This is a genomic window from Candidatus Binatia bacterium (genome assembly GCA_029243485.1).
GTDB lineage: Bacteria > Desulfobacterota > Binatia > UBA12015 > UBA12015 > VGTG01.
On sequence record JAQWRY010000086.1, the window covers coordinates 505,919 to 520,549 of the forward strand.

The window sequence follows — 14,631 nt, forward strand, 5'->3', positions numbered from 1 at the left end:
TTCGACTAAGCGTTCCTTGCAAAAGACCGATAGCTGCCGTCCTGGAGGTGGTGACTACGGGTTCTCTGTTCGGAAGGTTTGTGCTGGTCTTTGGGGTTCTGACGCTGGTGGGTTGCAGCGACATGGAGGTGGCAGGCTTGCCGGGCGAGGCCTGCGATCTCTCGTATGATCTCCCGGGGGACATCCCGGGGGACATCCCGGGTGCACTCGTCACGGCATCCCAGTCCGGCTTCGAGCAGTACTCGTGGCAGTCCTTTTTCGCGGTGAACGCGCCGAGGGTCGGCGGTGAAATCTGACTCACGCAGGACAGCCCGAAGCAGTGGAGTTCGTGGTAGTCCACCGTCGATCTGATCGAGTGCAGCCTCGATCCCAGCCAGTGCGTCTGTCCCGGCGACGACTGCCGCGAATCGGGAGCACGCTACTATCCGCCCGAGTGCCGGGAGATTCCCGGGTTCGATTCGTACCGGGCCCTCGCCGAAGTCGGAAAAGCCGACGACGCGTTCCTGGAGGCGACGAGTGGCGGACTGCCCGACTCCCCTGTCCCGCATGGACTCGCGGCTCGCGACCGAGGCGATCTTCGATTCCGGCCTCGGAGATCTCTTCAACATTCGGATCGCCGGCAACGTGGTTTCGGATCAAGGCCACGGCCCGCCCTGCGACAACCTCGGTGCGATCGTCGAACCGATTGCGGTGTCCGTGCGGGCGGAGACCGAGACCTCATCGGACCGAGTCGGAGCGAACGAGGCGTTCGTCCGCAAGGTCACGGTGATGAACGTCCGGCGCTCCATGGAACAGGTGCGGGAGCGCAGTGGTACCCTGCGCAAGCTGATCGACGAGGGAAAGATCCAGCTGGTAGGCGGGATTTACGACGTGTCGACCAGGAAGGTGGAGTTCCTCGACCCCGCCTGACCCCGCCGCCAGGAAGGGACTGGTGTAGTCCGAAACGGGCGTGGTACCGCCTTCCACGGAAGGTATGGCAGATTTGCTCCATAGGGAACTCCCCGCGCGCCTGAACGGACACGGTCAGGAAATCGGCAAGGGGAACGGCCACAGTGCCGCTCTGTCGACCCGGCTCGTCCCGATGATCCAGAACGCGATGCCGCTGCTCGGTGTCGGTCGGCCGTCACCGAACGAGGACGGCGACGTCGAGATTCTCGGTACGACACGTGCGCTGCATCGCTTCGTAGAGGCGCCCGGGGACAGCGGTACCATCGCGTGGCACTTCGTCGAGGCCGGCGAGGGGGAGCCCGTGGTCCTGCTGCACGGCCTCCCGGGCTCCTGGTTCACGTGGCATCGACAGATCGACGACCTGGCGCGCGACCACCGGGTGCTCGCGATCGACCTGAAGGGCTACGGGCAGAGTCAGAAGACCCCAGGCGATTACCGTCCGGAGGGCGTCGCCGAGCAACTCGTTGCCTTGTTCGACGTTCTCGGTCTCGATCGCGTGAATCTCGTCGCGCACGACCAGGGTGCTGTCGTCGCCGACTACCTCGGTGCGGCTCACCCGTTTCGTGTGCGGCGTTACGTCCGTGGACAGCAGCACCTCTACCATTTCAACGAGTCGCTCGCGCAGCAGCAGAAGCTCTTCGCCGATCCGGTCCGCGGGCAGATCCTTCGGGCCCCGGCGCTCCTCGTGGCGGCCCTGTTCGCCGAGCGGAGTCATCATCCCGTTCCGTCCGAGGACCTTCGCCGTACCGCGCGCGAGTGGAGCTACCCGGGCATCGGTACGGCCGTGGCGCGCTACTTCCAGGCGTCGTCGGCTCGCCAGGAATGGGTCGATCGACGCACGCGGCTCATGAGTGACTGGCGGTTCCCGGTCCTCGTTCTTCAGGGTGAGCACGACCCTCGGCAACCGCGCGAGTTCTACGAGGACATCGAGGGGACGATGCCCGATGCGGTCGTGGGGTTCGTCGACGCCGGCCAGTATTTCGTCTTCGAGAACCCGCAGCAGACGACGCGCGTGATTCGGGACTTTCTCTTGAAGTAGCCGTGCTCAGCAGCCGTCGGCGCCGACCCCAATCGGCAGTACGCAGCGCACGAAGACAGAGACGCCGACACCGGGCCCGCCGGGGATCGTCGCTTTCGCCACCACCTGTGGGAGAAATTCTGCACGGATCATCGTGGCGCGCTCCTGAACCTCCTCGGTTGGAAGGCTGCAGAAGTCGGCGCAGGGATCTTCGCCCGCCGCGGCGGCACAACTCGCCGCGAAGGCCAGCGTGTAGACGGGGGATCGCTCCTCGAGGGAGTAGAAGAGCACCATTGCGATCGCGGCGGTGGTCCCAAACATCTCGATCGTGCGCAAGGATGTCCTCCCGACGGCGGTCGAGCTCAACCGGCGCGAACAGCGATTGGCTTGCCTCCCGCAGGCCTTCTGGGTGTATTGCCCGGGTGTCCATCGAGGTGCGTCCACTTTCGGCTCTGATCGGGGCCGAGGTCCTGGGAGTCGATCTTCGCGCGCCGCTCGCCGCAGCGGACGTCTCGGCGATCGAGACCGCATTGCTCGACCACCTCGTCGTGTTCTTCCGTGGGCAGGACGTCACACCCAAACAGCAGATCGCATTCGCGCGTCAGTTCGGCGAGATCAGCATTCCGCCGATTACCCCGAAGTACGGCACCGACCCGGAACTCGTGGTGCTCGATCAGGTCTCGCCGAAGGGGGAGGGCGCAGACGCCTGGCACAGCGACAACACGTTCATGGCCGAGCCGCCGATGGGTTCGATCCTCAAGGCGGTTCAGTTGCCCGCGGTCGGCGGCGATACGTGCTTTGCGAGTATGTACGCAGCGTACGAGGCGCTCTCTCTTCCGGTTCGGGCGCTGGTGGATGAGCTCCGCGCCGTGCACGATCTCACCCGGCCTCTCCAGAAAGCGATTGCGGCGGGTCACAGCACTGCGGATCTCGGCGAGCTGCAGAAGAAGTGGCCTCCGGTCGAACATCCGGTCGCGCGCACGCACCCGCAAACCAGCCGGAAGGCGCTGTACGTGAATCGAAATTCGACGACGCACCTCGTCGGCTTGTCGGAGCGCGAAAACGAAGTCCTGCTTCCGTTCCTAGTCGATCATGTGCGGTCGCCACAGTTCCAGTGTCGCTTCCACTGGGACGTCGGTTCGATTGCGTTCTGGGACAATCGATCGGTCCAACACTACGCGGTACCGGACTACACCGAGCGTCGAGTGATGCACCGCGTGACCTTGTCGGGTGACGCACCTCGTTGAGCCTAGAGAATGAGCAACCATGAGAGATGGATTCAAAGTATTCGATGCCGATGCCCCCGTCGTCGAAAGTCTGAAAGCGCTCTACGGCCGCCGACAGGAAGCCGTGAGGTGGACGACGGAGGCGATGATCGCGGGCGGCGTGTTCGAACGATTCCCGAAGCACCGGAGTGCACGAAGTCCCCGACCGAGTACTTCAAGCGCAACTGCGGGGTCACGAACGAGTGCGACGAGCATCTGGTTTCCCACGTGATCGACGAGCGCGGCGATTCGCGGATCTTGTTCGAGCCCGACTACCCGTCTCCCGATTCGAAGTATCCGCGCGCCGTGCAGACCTTCCTCGGCCAGAAGCGTCTCACCGATGAGAGCAAACGAAGAATTCTTTGCGACAACGCCGTCGACTTCGATCGCTTCCCGGAAAGCCACATGACGTCGGCCTCCGAGGAGGCCACGGGCATATGAGCGTTGCGCCGGGTTTCCGGCGGCCCTTCGAGGTCGTCGACTACGATCAGCTGATGCGCGTGCATCAGCCACCGCCCGAGTATTTCGAGGGCGACTATCTAGCGAGTCGCGAAGAGATCGAGGCGCGGCAGCTGTCGGCGCTGCAGGACCGTGCGACGCGAGTGTACGAGGTTCCGTTCTTTCGCCGGCGGTGGGATCAGGCCGGCTTCCGTCCCGACCAATTGCGTACGCTGGACGATTTGTGGCGGGTTCCCGCGTACACGGTGGACGATCTGCGGCGAAGTATCGAAGAGCATCCTCCGCTCGGTGACTACCAGGGAGCCTCGCTCGACGGTGCGTGCCAAGAGCCCGTGCGGATTTTCATGTCCGGTGCGACGACCGGGGCACCTCGACCGACGCTCTATACGCAGTGGGATCGCGACGCCGGCGCGATTCTGATGGCGCGGGCCCTGTACCTTCAGGGCGTGCGCCCGGGCGACGTCGTCGTCAACGCGTGGGCCTACTCGACACACAACGGCGCATTCGCGTTCGACGAGGCGCTTCATCGTTGGCTGAACTGCGTCGTCCTCACGACCGGGACCGGGAACGTGACGAGCACGCGCCGGCAGGTGGAGCTGGCACATCAGTACCGTGCGACCGCGATTCTCACGACCGGCGACTACCTGCTCCGGCTCGCGGACATGGCGCGCGAAATGGGCCTCGACCCGAAGGCCGACTTCAACATCCAGGCGCTTCCGAACATCGGAGACCGCGAGAAGTTGGAATCGACGTGGGGTGCGCAGTGCTTCGAGTCGTACGGCTTCCACGAAGTGCAATGGGTGGCCGTCGAATGCCCGGAGCACGATGGCCTCCACATCTTCGAGGACGCCTTCATCGTCCAGGTCGTGGATCCGGAAACCGGGGAGCCGATGCCTGAGGGTGAGCAGGGCTCTCTCTGCATCACAGAGATATACAAGACCGGTAGTCCGCAGTTCCGGTACAACATCATGGACCTGTCGTTCTTGTACCCGCGTGAGCAGTGCAAATGCGGAAGCTGGTTGCGACGCATGGGTCCGTTCGCGGGGCGCGCTGACAACATGGTGAAGCTTCGCGGTGTGAACGTGTGGCCGGAAGCCGTGGGTGAGATTGCGTTGGACGACCGACGGCTCGAGACCGACTACTTCGTTCGAGCGGTGCGCGAAGGAAATCGAGATGAGATGATCGTTCACCTCGCGGCGGCTCTCGATCGGCCGGAACGCGAGGAGATCGCCTCGCAGGCCGAGGGCCGGTTGAAGGAGCGGCTCGGGGTGCGCATTCGTGTCGAGCTGGCGGCGCCCGGAGAACTCGATCCACTGACCGAGATCCAGACGTCTCCGAAGCCGAAGCGGTTCCGCGACGAGAGGGGCGAGTGATGGCGGGCACGATCGACTATTGGTGCAACGCGTTCACGCCGGACTACGCAGATCGGTGGGCACGCGCCATCGAGCTTCAGGGGATCCCGCTCAAGGTGCGCAAGGAATCCGACGACAGCTTCGCTGCCCCGGGCGCCTTCGTTGCCCGGATGGACGAGTTGTCCATCGATCGAGTTTTGCTCCCGTCGACGGCGGACCCCGAAGCGGCTGCGGAACTCGAGTTCGAGGGGTTCACGACGTCTGCGGGTGAAGTGAGGCGGCTGGTCGCGGCCCATCCGGGTCGCTTCGGCGGGCTCTGGACGATCGATCCGGCCGCCGCATTTTCCGCGGCGCAGGAGGCATCAGCGGTGCTGCGCGACCCTGGGTTCGTGGGGTTGCATCTCCACACGCACAGCTGGGATCGCCCCTTCGATCATCGTGATCTCTACCCGTTCTACGCGGTTGCCGCGGAGCACGGCGTGCCGGTCGTCGTGCAGGCGGGTACGTCGGGCGGACTGATGCCGAGCGAGTGCGGTCGACCCATCGGGATCGATCGACCGGCGCTCTACTTTCCGAACGTGCGTTTCGTTCTCTCCCACACCGGCTGGCCGTGGGGGGACGAGGCGATCGCGATGGCCTTGAAGCACCCGAACGTCTTCCTCGGGACGGCGGCGTATCCGCCGCGGCATTGGTCTTTCGAGCTCGTTCGATTCGCGGCGGGACCCGGGCGCGGCAAGGTATTGTTCGGTACGAGCTTTCCCGTGGTGGGACACCGGCACGCGCTCACGCAGATCGACGAGCTGAAGCTGTCTCCGGCAGCAAAGACGGCACTGCTCGGCGGGGCTGCGCGAACGGTCTTCACTCGACTCGCCGCTGGAGGGATCTCATGATGGGCACCGTCTACACCGTCCCCCCGATTCCACCGGACGAACGGCACACGACTTGGGTCCCTGCGGGTGTCTTGTCGATCGGCGTCGAGCATAGGCTTCTGGACGATGCGGAGCTTGCCGCAAATTACGGCGGCGCACAGATGGAAGAAATCCAGGCGAACCTCAAGGGCAGCGCCGTGAACGACAACGGAGTCTCGCTCCACGTGAAGGCCGTTGCGGATGATCACGAATATCTTCGCTTCGATCTCTTCGAACACGAACCGCACTACCACTACATCGAGCCTTCGGGAGAGAAGCAGACTATCGTCCAGTTCGATTCCGTGGCGATGGGCGAGATGCTTCCGTGGGCGTTGCACCAACTTCGACATCGCCTGAACGAGATGCTGGCCTTCGCGGGTGGGACGGAGCTGAGCGCGCGTGTCGATTCCGAAGCACTCGAAGCTGGGCTGCGGCGCGTAGAGGAACTTGCGCGAAGCGCACAGGCTGAACTTGCAGCCGCAGGAGATCGCGATGGCAACTGACGCGACCCCACCAGCCGTTCTTCATTACGACAAGATCGACTGGGACGATCCGACGCGAAGGTATGGAGTTCCTCACGATTCGAACCGGCGAAGCGAGTGTGGACCTCGTGAAGACTTCGATTGGCCCGAGCGGCGGCGGGGCTGAATGATCGAGACGAAGGTTCTGATCGCAGGCGGTGGCCCGGTGGGGCTCGTGTTGGCCCTGGAGCTAGAGCAGCGCGGTGTTTCGGCGCTCTTGGTCGAGCGCAACCTCACGACCACGCAGCACCCGAAGATGGATGTCACCAACGGGCGCAGCATGGAGCACTTCCGCCGTCTCGGCATTGCCGACGAAATCCGCTCGCACGCGGTTCCATCTGATCATTCGATGGATGTTCTGTGGTGCTCGAAGCTCGCCGAATGGGAGATCGCGCGCTTCGCCTACCCGAGTGTCGAGACCGCTCGTGAGATCATTCGCTACGTGAACGACGGGACACTTGCGCTCGAGCCGTACATGCGGATTTCGCAGGTCGTCCTCGAGCCTGTCTTGAAGCAGCTGCTCGAGGCGCGCGGCGGTCACGTCTCGACGCGCTTCGGTTGGGCGCTCGACTCCTTCGAAGAAGATGCGGACGGTGTGGACGTTACGATCCGCAACTCGGAGACTGGTGATCTCGAATCCGTTCGCGCCGCGTACCTCGCCGGTTGTGACGGAGCCGCGAGCGTGACGCGGAAGGGTCTCGGCATCGACTTCGAGTACGCGTCGGTTGGCCAACTTCTGCGCGGAATGGGTGGTGGAGTCTTGAAGGCCGTGGGCTCCATGATGAGAGGACTCGTTCGGGGAGAGCGGCGGCTCGACGGTCGGTTTTATCTCATTCACTTCCGTTCCACGGATCGCCCTTTCTTCGAACGGTTCGGAAGGGTTTGGCACATTCAGGCGCCCGTCAGCGGCACGTTGATCGCGCAGAACGACCTCGATACCTGGACCTTGCACGTGCCGCTCCGCGCCGGTGTCGACACCGACACGCTCGATCCGAAGAAAGTTCTGTTCGATGCGCTGGGTCGGGAGTTCGCTTGCGAGATCATCGTTGCTAGTGCCTGGACGCCTCGGCTCGCGATGGCCAAGAGCTACGGTCGAGGGCGCGTCTGGCTCGCGGGTGACTCGGCGCACCAGATGATCCCGACCGGTGGCTACGGGATGAACACCGGAGTTGGAGACGCGGTTGATCTGGGTTGGAAGCTTGCGGCAGTTCTCGAGGGCTGGGGCGGTCCCGGCTTGCTGCCGTCGTACGAAACCGAGCGCCTCCCGGTCGGCTGCCGAAATCGCGATACGTCGGTCCGACACGCTTCCGTGCGGATGCAGATATCGGCGGCGGCGTCACCGAAGATTCATGAAGACTCAACCAAGGGAGAAGGCTCCCGTGGCAAGCTCGCAGAGCAGATACGGACCCTGGGTAACCTGGAGAACGAGGCCCGTGGAATCGAGTTGGGTTATCGGTACGACGGCTCGCCGATCATCTGCGCGGAGGAAGGGGAGGCACCGACCTGGTCGCAGGAAGAATACGTGCCTTCGACGTGGCCGGGTGCGCGGCCGCCGAGCGTGATTCTGGAGGATGGTCGCGGCCTGTTCGATCTTTTCGGTCCGGGTTTCACGTTGCTGCGATTCGCAGAAGTGCCGGTGAACGCGCTCGTGGAGGCAGCGCGGGAGTGTGGCCTCCCTCTGTGGCTGGTCGACGTACGCGACGAGAATGCACGCCGGTTGTACGAACGTGACCTGGTTCTCGTTCGACCGGATCAGCATGTCGCGTGGCGTGGGGACACGGCCCCGAGTGACGCGGGCGCGGTCCTCGATCGCGTGCGTGGTGCCGGATGAGCACGGGCGACGTGCTCCACCGCTCCTGCCCGATCTGCGAGGCGTCGTGTGGGCTCGTGCTGCGGCTGGATCCCGAGGAGCGACGGGTGCTGGGGGTCACGGGCGATGAGAACGATCCGAGAAGCCGTGGCTATTTGTGCCCGAAGGCATTCGGCATGCAGGCGGTGTTCGAAGACGCGGACCGGATTCGTCGTCCTCTCCGGCGGATCGGCGCAGACTGGGAAGAGATCGGGTGGGACGCCGCGCTCGACGAGGTGGCCGGTCGGTTGGTGGATCTCCAGCGTTCCCACGGCTCGGGCTGCATCGCGTCGTACATCGGTAATCCGATCGGCAGCGACGTCGGAGCGCAGCTCTATCTGCGCCACCTGACGTCGGCGCTCGCGAGCCCCCGCGCGTTCTCGGCGATCACGATGGACCAGTTTCCGAAGGTCGTCTCGTCACGCTTGATGTACGGCAACGGGGCGGTGTTGCCGATTCCCGATGTCGATCGAACGGACTTCCTGCTCGTGCTGGGCGGCAACCCGGTCGTGTCGCAGGGAAGCCTCATGTCGGCGCCTGACATGAAGGGGCGTCTTCGTTCCTTGCGCGAGCGAGGCGGACGGCTGGTGGTTGTAGACCCGCGCCGAAGTGAGACCGCCGCTGTGGCGGATGAGCACGTCTTCATCCGACCCGGCACCGACGCTTTCTTTCTGTTCGCGATGGTGCACGCGATGTTCGAAGAGAACCTCCTTCGGCCGGGGCGGCTGGCCGAGTTCACCGATGGAATGGAAGATGTCCGCGCGCTCGCAGAGGAGTTTGCGCCGGAGAGGGTGTCTGCCATCACTGGAATCGCTGCCCACGACATTCGCAGCATCACCCGTGCGTTTGCGGGGGCCAAGCGCGCCTGTTGCTACGGCCGCATCGGAACCTGCACGCAGGAGTTTGGAACGCTCGCCAGCTGGCTCGTCGACGTCGTCTCGATTCTGAGCGGCAACCTGGACTCGCCGGGCGGTGCCATGTTCCCTCGGCCGGCGACCGGACAGATAGAACCCAGCTCGACGATCGGTGCGGAGATGCCGCTCGGACGCTGGCGCACGGTGGTTCGCGGTCTTCCGGAAGTGAACGGAACACTCCCGAGCGCCGCGCTTGCCGAAGAGATCGACTCTGCGGGCGAGGACCGCATTCGCGCGCTGGTCACGATTTCGGGCAATCCGGTTCTCTCGACGGCGAACGGAGCGCGCCTCTCTCGAGCGCTCGAGCAGTTGGATTTCATGGTCGGACTCGACATCTACATGAACGAGACGACGCGGCATGCGGACGTCCTGCTACCCAGCACCGTCCAACTCGAGTTCGAGAACTACGACTATCTCTTCGAGGGCACGACGACTCGAAACATGGCTCGGTGGTCGGGCGCGGCGTTCGCGCCCGAGCCCGGGTCGATGCATCAGTGGCAGATCTTTCTCGAGCTCGCCGCTCGAATGACCGGGCGTAGCTGCGACGATCTGGACGACGCGGCCTTCGACACGTTGCTCCGCAGACGCCTCGCCACGCGTCCCGACATCGAGCCGAGCTACGTTCGAGCCCGCTTGCCGGATCGTGGTCCGATGCGCCTTTTGGACGTGATGATCCGCTCCGGGCCCTACGGGGATGGATTCGACGACGACGCGGACGGCTTGAGTCTCTCGAAGCTCCACAAGCGCGAACACGCAACGGACTTGGGCCCACTCGAGCCCCGGTTCCCGGAACTCCTACGAACTCCGGGTCGACGAATCGTGCTCGCACCGGAACACATCACCCGGGACGTGGTGCGGCTCCGAAGCCGGCTCGAGACCACGGGGTCCGATACGCGTCTGCGCCTGGTCGGGCGTCGGCAGTTGCGGAACATGAACTCGTGGCTGCACAACGTGAAGGTATTCTCCGCCGGGCGCACCCGGTGCACTCTTCTCATGAATCCGGCAGACGCAGAGCGCTGCGGCGTAGAAGACGGTGGACGAGCCGAAGTGCGCTCGCGTGTCGGCGCGGTGACGGTCGACGTGCAGGTCTCCGACGAGATGATGGCCGGCGTCGTCAGTCTTCCGCACGGATTCGGTCATGCGGACCCGAAGACGAGGCTTGCGGTTGCGGCGAGTCAGCAGCCGGGCGTCAACTCGAACGAACTCACGGACGAGCGGGAGTTGGACGTTCCGTCCGGGACCAGTGTGGCCAACGGGATCCCGGTCGAGGTGCGGTCGGCCTAGAACAGGTCGTGCCCGGAGTCATCTTGGGCCTTTCCTTTGGAGATCTTGATGGTGATCCCGAACGACTTGTCGTGGAAGACCAGGTCGTTCCCTTGGATCGTGTACGTGGCCGACTCCTTGGCCTTCATCGCGGGGATCGAAAGCTCGATGTGGTCCCCGTCGATCTTGAAGACGCCCTTCTTCGTTTCCGTCTCGCCGTCCGTGAAGCGGATCCGGGCGGTGAACTGCCCGTCTTTGCTGAAGTCGAGCTCGGCTCCGTGGACGATGAAGAAGAGCGCATCTCCATCAACGCTGACGGTGTGCCACGCACCGACCAGGCGCGGGTCGCCGGCGGGAGCGGCTTGGATCGACCGCACAGCCGTCGTCAGCGGCACCGCAAGGAGTAAGGCCGCGATCGCCCAACGTCGAAGAATCATGAGATGACTGTATCAGGCCAGCTGAGTCGACCCGAGCGGCTGTCGCTAGAAGATTCCGATCGCCAGACCGGCCGCGAGCGTCTGTCCGAGTTCCGTACACTTCTGGAGGACGGCGTCGTCGACGTCGCCCTTGTGCACGATTGCCTCCGCCACCTGTCGCAGCGGATACCCCTTCGCGATTCGATCGATGTTGAAGAGTGCACCGCTGCCGTCGTTGCCGCACTTGATGAAGACCGCGTACGGCAGCTGGTCGACCTTCCCCTGCAGGGGATAGAATGTTCGGTCGAAGAAGTCCTTCAAGGCGCCGGACATATACCCGAAGTTCTCGGGCGTCCCGAAGATGACCGCGTTGGCCCAGAGGAGGTCGTCGGGGCCGCCTTGGAAGGCATCGACCATGCGGGTCTCTACCTCGGTTTCTTCTGAAGCGCCGGCGAGGACGGCGTCCGCCATCGCGCGGGTGCCGCCTCCCTGTGAGTGGAAGACGATGAGGAGATGCTTCATCGCGCCGGCTCTATGAGGTTCTCTCTCCGCCGACGTGCGCATTTACCTCGCGTATCGGCAAGATGTTGCCCCCTCCGCGGGCGCCTTGCCCCGCTCTCACTAGGAAATCTGATCACAGCGAACGGCATATTGCTTGCTCCGCTTCTGGGGCTCGTGCATCCGCAGAGATGCCACCCGACAACCGTACGGACAACCTGGAGGAATTGTTGGCTCTCGAAGCGCAGCCGATTCTGCTGGTTCGCCTGCGGTTTCTTCTGCTTCTGCATAACCCGAACACCAACCTGAACTGCGTTTTCGAAGTTTTCTACCATGGCCTGCTTGTCGTCGGCTCTCCTGCGGGCCGCTGCAGAGTTCGCCACGTCAGCGCCGGACCGTAGGGGTCGAAACCGCCCTTGTCCGCCGGTCCAACGTTGGCCTGTCGCTGAGCCGGCCGACTGCCGGGAGGTCTGAAACGGGTCCACACCGGAATCGACTCCGCTCTGCACGGAGGCGTGTCCGGCACCAGGTTGTTTCCTGCGAAAAAGAGTAAAGCCTCGGCGCCGTCGGGTCGATTCCTGACTCAGGAGTGGCTCGAGGCGGGTCAGGTTTGGGGAGCAGAACGGAATGACGGCGAAAAAGAAGAAGGCGGAGGGGCGACCCAGCGGGTCCACGGTGAGGTGCCCGGCGTTCTGCGTCGGCCTCGCGCTCTTCGAACAACGACATGAAGGGCTAGTGCGCAGTGGTGGGCATGGACGACTAGGTGACTAAGCCCGTCGACGCATATGAGGTGAACGAAGTGATCACGCGTCACGTAGCGACGTGGGAGGATAACATGAGCAATTCGCAGATGGGTACGGCGGGCCCGCGGCCCATGGATGAGGAGGCCGCTCTCGAGTGCGCCGGTGGTGAGTACTCGTTGCTGGTCGAGTTGGCGAGCATGTGCCTCGCGGACACGCCGGACGCTCTCGACAGCATTCGCTCGGCCGTTGCGGAGCTGGACGCCAAGGGTATCCAGCGTGCGGCACACAAGCTCAAGGGGTCGTTGCTGGTCCTCGCGGCGGATCCGGCTTCCGATGCCGCCTGTCGGCTCGAGGCCCTCGGTGCGGAGGGGACTCTCGACAGCGTCGCGGTAGCTCTGGCCACCCTTGAGCAAGAGCTCGAACGCCTGAAGCCGGCCCTCACAAAGCTCGCGGAGTCGGAGCCTCTCGAAACTGACTAGCCTTTGATCTGAACCTCGGCTGGTTTTCGCGCATCAGGCCTGCCCGAGCGTACTCCCATTCGGTCGATCCGACCGAGGTCGCAGAGCACTCAGAGCCTCGGTGAACGGGTCACCCCCGGTCCGCTCGGCCTGGCCCTGACCCCCCTTCTGGGAGGGTTAACCGGACTCTCGCGCCGGGCGTCTATTACTTCCCCCTCTTGGGTGGGGTCGGAACCGGGACGGGGGATGTGAAGATCGCCTCGCAGGGCGGAGTTCCGAAGAAGCGGTCACTGTGATGGCGCAGGCTGGGAGTAGCCCAGGAATCCCGGCGCAGGTGGGAAGCCCGGTCGATGCCGCGAACTTTCGGTGGATCGGCGCGGGTAGCTAACCCGCCATCAGCTTGACGCCGTGGGCGACCGCCGATACCGCAAGTCCACCAATGGCTTCGCCTGGCACTCCGACCTCGACGACCCGCTACACCTGGGCACAGCCGGGGGATGTGAGCGCGTTCCTCGGGCTGATGTTCGACAACGTCGCTCAGCTCATCGTCTTCAGCACGATCCTGATCCAGGTGTTCGGCTACCCCGCAGACCTGGTGCTGACGCGGATGTTGCCGGGTACGGCCTTCGGCGTCCTGGTCGGTGATCTGATCTACACGTGGCTGGCGTTCCGGCTCGCGCGGCGGACGGGTCGCGACGACGTCACCGCGATGCCTCTCGGCATCGATACCGTGTCCCTCTTTGGCTTGACGTTCGGCGCCCTCGGGCCGGTCTATCAGCAGACCGGCGACGCGGTTCTCGCGTGGCAAGTCGGCATGGCCCTCATGGTGATGATGGGCCTCTTCAAGATCGCGATTGCCTGGCTCGCCGCCCGGCTGCGCGACTTCGTTCCGCCGGCCGCCATGCTCGGTACCATCGGTGCGATCGGCGTCTGCCTCATCGCCTTCATGCCGATGCTGAAGCTGTTCGCGAATCCGCTGGTCGGTCTCCTCTCGTTGTTTCTCATCATGCTCGTCCTGCTCCGGGGGATGGAGCTTCCCGGCCGGGTTCCGCCCGTGCTCGGCGTCGTCATCTTGTCCACGATCGCCTTCTACTCCCTGCAGGGCATGGGACTCTCGGTTAACGAGGAGGGTGCTCTCGCGACGGCCTCGGTTTCGATGGGCGTCACCTGGCCCATCCCGACTCTCGGGTTCCTCGCCGGCATGGACATCGCGGTCGACTATCTCCCCCTCGCGATCCCACTTGCCTTCGCGACGGTCATCGGGGGAATCGACAACACAGAGTCCGCGAATGCTGCCGGTGACGCGTACGACACGCGTTCGATCCTCCTCACCGAGGGCGTGAGCACTCTGCTCGCTGGCCTCGTCGGTGGCGTCATTCAGACGACCCCATACATCGGTCACCCCGCGTACAAGCGCATGGGTGGCCGAGCCGGCTACACGCTCGCGACCGCTCTCTTCGTCGGGATCGGCGGAATCCTGGGGTACCTCTCGTGGCTCGTACATGCGCTGCCGGAGATCGTCGTCGTTCCGATCCTGGTTTTCATCGGCTTGGAGATCGGCGGGCACGCCTTCGTAGCGGTTCCCAAGCGCTACGCCGCCGCCGTGGCCGCTTGCTTTCTGCCCGTTCTGGCGAATGTCGTGGTCATCTTGGGGAATCAGTTTCTCGGTGGTGCGGGCGTCTCGGCGGCCGATCTGACCGGGCCGGCGGCGAGTTCCTGGAAGGCCCTCGAACTCCTTGCCGCGGGCTTCGTCTTCTCGGCAATGCTGATCGGGTCGGCACTGGCCTTCGTCATCGACGGGCGCCTGGCCGCCGCCGCCGCGACATTCGCGATCGCGGCGATCGCCTCCTTCTTCGGCGTGATCCACTCTCCCTTGCCCGGAGGAGCGACGTTCCTTCCCTGGCAAATCTCGGACCCCACGCCGTACGCGACCGCCGGCGGCTACGCGGTGGTGGCCCTCTTCGTCTGGGGGGCGGGGCTCCTGCCTACGGCCTCTTCTTCCGACCCGTCTTGATTGCA

Annotated in this window: 16 protein-coding genes; 13 read left to right on the top strand and 3 right to left on the bottom strand. The window is 64.3% G+C overall.

Annotated features, from left to right (window positions below; all coding sequences use genetic code 11):
* The first annotated feature begins 50 nt into the window (after positions 1-50).
* From P8R42_27100 to P8R42_27110, 3 genes are all read left to right on the top strand, one after another.
* Positions 51-296 (top strand): hypothetical protein, encoded by a 246-nt coding sequence (locus P8R42_27100; protein ID MDG2308262.1) that lies wholly within the window; start codon positions 51-53, stop codon positions 294-296.
* 220 nt (positions 297-516) lie between these two features.
* A complete protein-coding gene (locus tag P8R42_27105; GenBank protein MDG2308263.1) occupies positions 517-909 on the top strand; it encodes a carbonic anhydrase in 393 nt (130 codons plus the stop codon).
* A gap of 64 nt (positions 910-973) precedes the next feature.
* The gene (locus tag P8R42_27110; GenBank protein MDG2308264.1) at positions 974-1,987 is read left to right on the top strand and encodes an alpha/beta hydrolase; all 1,014 of its coding nucleotides are present in this window, start codon (positions 974-976) and stop codon (positions 1,985-1,987) included.
* Between the two features lie 6 nt (positions 1,988-1,993).
* On the opposite strand, the gene P8R42_27115 is transcribed toward P8R42_27110, so the two are convergent.
* Positions 1,994-2,302: a hypothetical protein gene (locus tag P8R42_27115; GenBank protein ID MDG2308265.1), complete on the bottom strand. Its 309-nt coding sequence runs from the start codon at positions 2,300-2,302 to the stop codon at positions 1,994-1,996.
* A gap of 98 nt (positions 2,303-2,400) precedes the next feature.
* Here P8R42_27115 and P8R42_27120 point away from each other — a divergent pair, with 98 nt between their 5' ends.
* The 7 genes from P8R42_27120 to P8R42_27150 all read left to right on the top strand — a co-directional run bounded on the left by P8R42_27120 (position 2,401) and on the right by P8R42_27150 (position 10,518).
* Positions 2,401-3,213, top strand: coding sequence for a TauD/TfdA family dioxygenase (locus tag P8R42_27120; protein MDG2308266.1), 813 nt, complete (start codon positions 2,401-2,403; stop codon positions 3,211-3,213).
* A gap of 108 nt (positions 3,214-3,321) precedes the next feature.
* Entirely contained in the window at positions 3,322-3,672 is a 351-nt protein-coding gene (locus tag P8R42_27125) for a hypothetical protein (protein ID MDG2308267.1), read from the top strand.
* Positions 3,669-5,063 carry a hypothetical protein gene (locus tag P8R42_27130; protein MDG2308268.1) on the top strand — a complete coding sequence of 465 codons (1,395 nt, stop codon included), beginning with the start codon at positions 3,669-3,671 and terminating at the stop codon, positions 5,061-5,063. Before P8R42_27125 ends, P8R42_27130 begins: the two co-directional genes overlap by 4 nt.
* Positions 5,063-5,932 carry an amidohydrolase family protein gene (locus P8R42_27135; GenBank protein ID MDG2308269.1) on the top strand — a complete coding sequence of 290 codons (870 nt, stop codon included), beginning with the start codon at positions 5,063-5,065 and terminating at the stop codon, positions 5,930-5,932. Before P8R42_27130 ends, P8R42_27135 begins: the two co-directional genes overlap by 1 nt.
* Entirely contained in the window at positions 5,932-6,453 is a 522-nt protein-coding gene (locus tag P8R42_27140) for a hypothetical protein (GenBank protein ID MDG2308270.1), read from the top strand. The genes P8R42_27135 and P8R42_27140 overlap by 1 nt, the downstream gene beginning before the upstream one ends.
* Positions 6,454-6,598: 145 nt before the next feature.
* Positions 6,599-8,302 carry an FAD-dependent monooxygenase gene (locus P8R42_27145; GenBank protein MDG2308271.1) on the top strand — a complete coding sequence of 568 codons (1,704 nt, stop codon included), beginning with the start codon at positions 6,599-6,601 and terminating at the stop codon, positions 8,300-8,302.
* Positions 8,299-10,518, top strand: coding sequence for a molybdopterin-dependent oxidoreductase (locus P8R42_27150; GenBank protein MDG2308272.1), 2,220 nt, complete (start codon positions 8,299-8,301; stop codon positions 10,516-10,518). Before P8R42_27145 ends, P8R42_27150 begins: the two co-directional genes overlap by 4 nt.
* Here P8R42_27150 and P8R42_27155 read toward each other — a convergent pair.
* Both P8R42_27155 and P8R42_27160 read right to left on the bottom strand, forming a co-directional pair.
* Positions 10,515-10,934: a hypothetical protein gene (locus P8R42_27155; GenBank protein ID MDG2308273.1), complete on the bottom strand. Its 420-nt coding sequence runs from the start codon at positions 10,932-10,934 to the stop codon at positions 10,515-10,517. The genes P8R42_27150 and P8R42_27155 overlap by 4 nt on opposite strands.
* A gap of 45 nt (positions 10,935-10,979) precedes the next feature.
* Entirely contained in the window at positions 10,980-11,435 is a 456-nt protein-coding gene (locus tag P8R42_27160; GenBank protein MDG2308274.1) for an NAD(P)H-dependent oxidoreductase, read from the bottom strand.
* Positions 11,436-11,602: 167 nt separating this feature from the next.
* Between P8R42_27160 and P8R42_27165 the strand changes: the two genes are divergently transcribed.
* The 3 genes from P8R42_27165 (at position 11,603) to P8R42_27175 (ending at position 14,626) form a co-directional block, all read left to right on the top strand.
* Positions 11,603-11,812 (top strand): hypothetical protein, encoded by a 210-nt coding sequence (locus tag P8R42_27165; GenBank protein MDG2308275.1) that lies wholly within the window; start codon positions 11,603-11,605, stop codon positions 11,810-11,812.
* Positions 11,813-12,174: 362 nt separating this feature from the next.
* Positions 12,175-12,633, top strand: a complete 459-nt coding sequence (locus tag P8R42_27170) for an Hpt domain-containing protein (GenBank protein ID MDG2308276.1) — start codon at positions 12,175-12,177, stop codon at positions 12,631-12,633.
* Positions 12,634-13,051: 418 nt separating this feature from the next.
* A complete protein-coding gene (locus P8R42_27175) occupies positions 13,052-14,626 on the top strand; it encodes an MFS transporter (protein ID MDG2308277.1) in 1,575 nt (524 codons plus the stop codon).
* Positions 14,627-14,631: the final 5 nt, after the last annotated feature.

What these genes read in the sequence shown, in the direction of transcription:
- P8R42_27150 (MDG2308272.1), top strand. Translation starts at nt 8,299, where the DNA reads ATGAGCACGGGCGACGTGCTCCACCGCTCCTGCCCGATCTGCGAGGCG.
- P8R42_27110 (MDG2308264.1), top strand. Translation starts at nt 974, where the DNA reads ATGGCAGATTTGCTCCATAGGGAACTCCCCGCGCGCCTGAACGGACAC.
- P8R42_27160 (MDG2308274.1), bottom strand. Translation starts at nt 11,435, where the DNA reads ATGAAGCATCTCCTCATCGTCTTCCACTCACAGGGAGGCGGCACCCGC.
- P8R42_27145 (MDG2308271.1), top strand. Translation starts at nt 6,599, where the DNA reads ATGATCGAGACGAAGGTTCTGATCGCAGGCGGTGGCCCGGTGGGGCTC.
- P8R42_27175 (MDG2308277.1), top strand. Translation starts at nt 13,052, where the DNA reads ATGGCTTCGCCTGGCACTCCGACCTCGACGACCCGCTACACCTGGGCA.
- P8R42_27165 (MDG2308275.1), top strand. Translation starts at nt 11,603, where the DNA reads ATGCCACCCGACAACCGTACGGACAACCTGGAGGAATTGTTGGCTCTC.
- P8R42_27155 (MDG2308273.1), bottom strand. Translation starts at nt 10,934, where the DNA reads ATGATTCTTCGACGTTGGGCGATCGCGGCCTTACTCCTTGCGGTGCCG.
- P8R42_27140 (MDG2308270.1), top strand. Translation starts at nt 5,932, where the DNA reads ATGGGCACCGTCTACACCGTCCCCCCGATTCCACCGGACGAACGGCAC.
- P8R42_27130 (MDG2308268.1), top strand. Translation starts at nt 3,669, where the DNA reads ATGAGCGTTGCGCCGGGTTTCCGGCGGCCCTTCGAGGTCGTCGACTAC.
- P8R42_27135 (MDG2308269.1), top strand. Translation starts at nt 5,063, where the DNA reads ATGGCGGGCACGATCGACTATTGGTGCAACGCGTTCACGCCGGACTAC.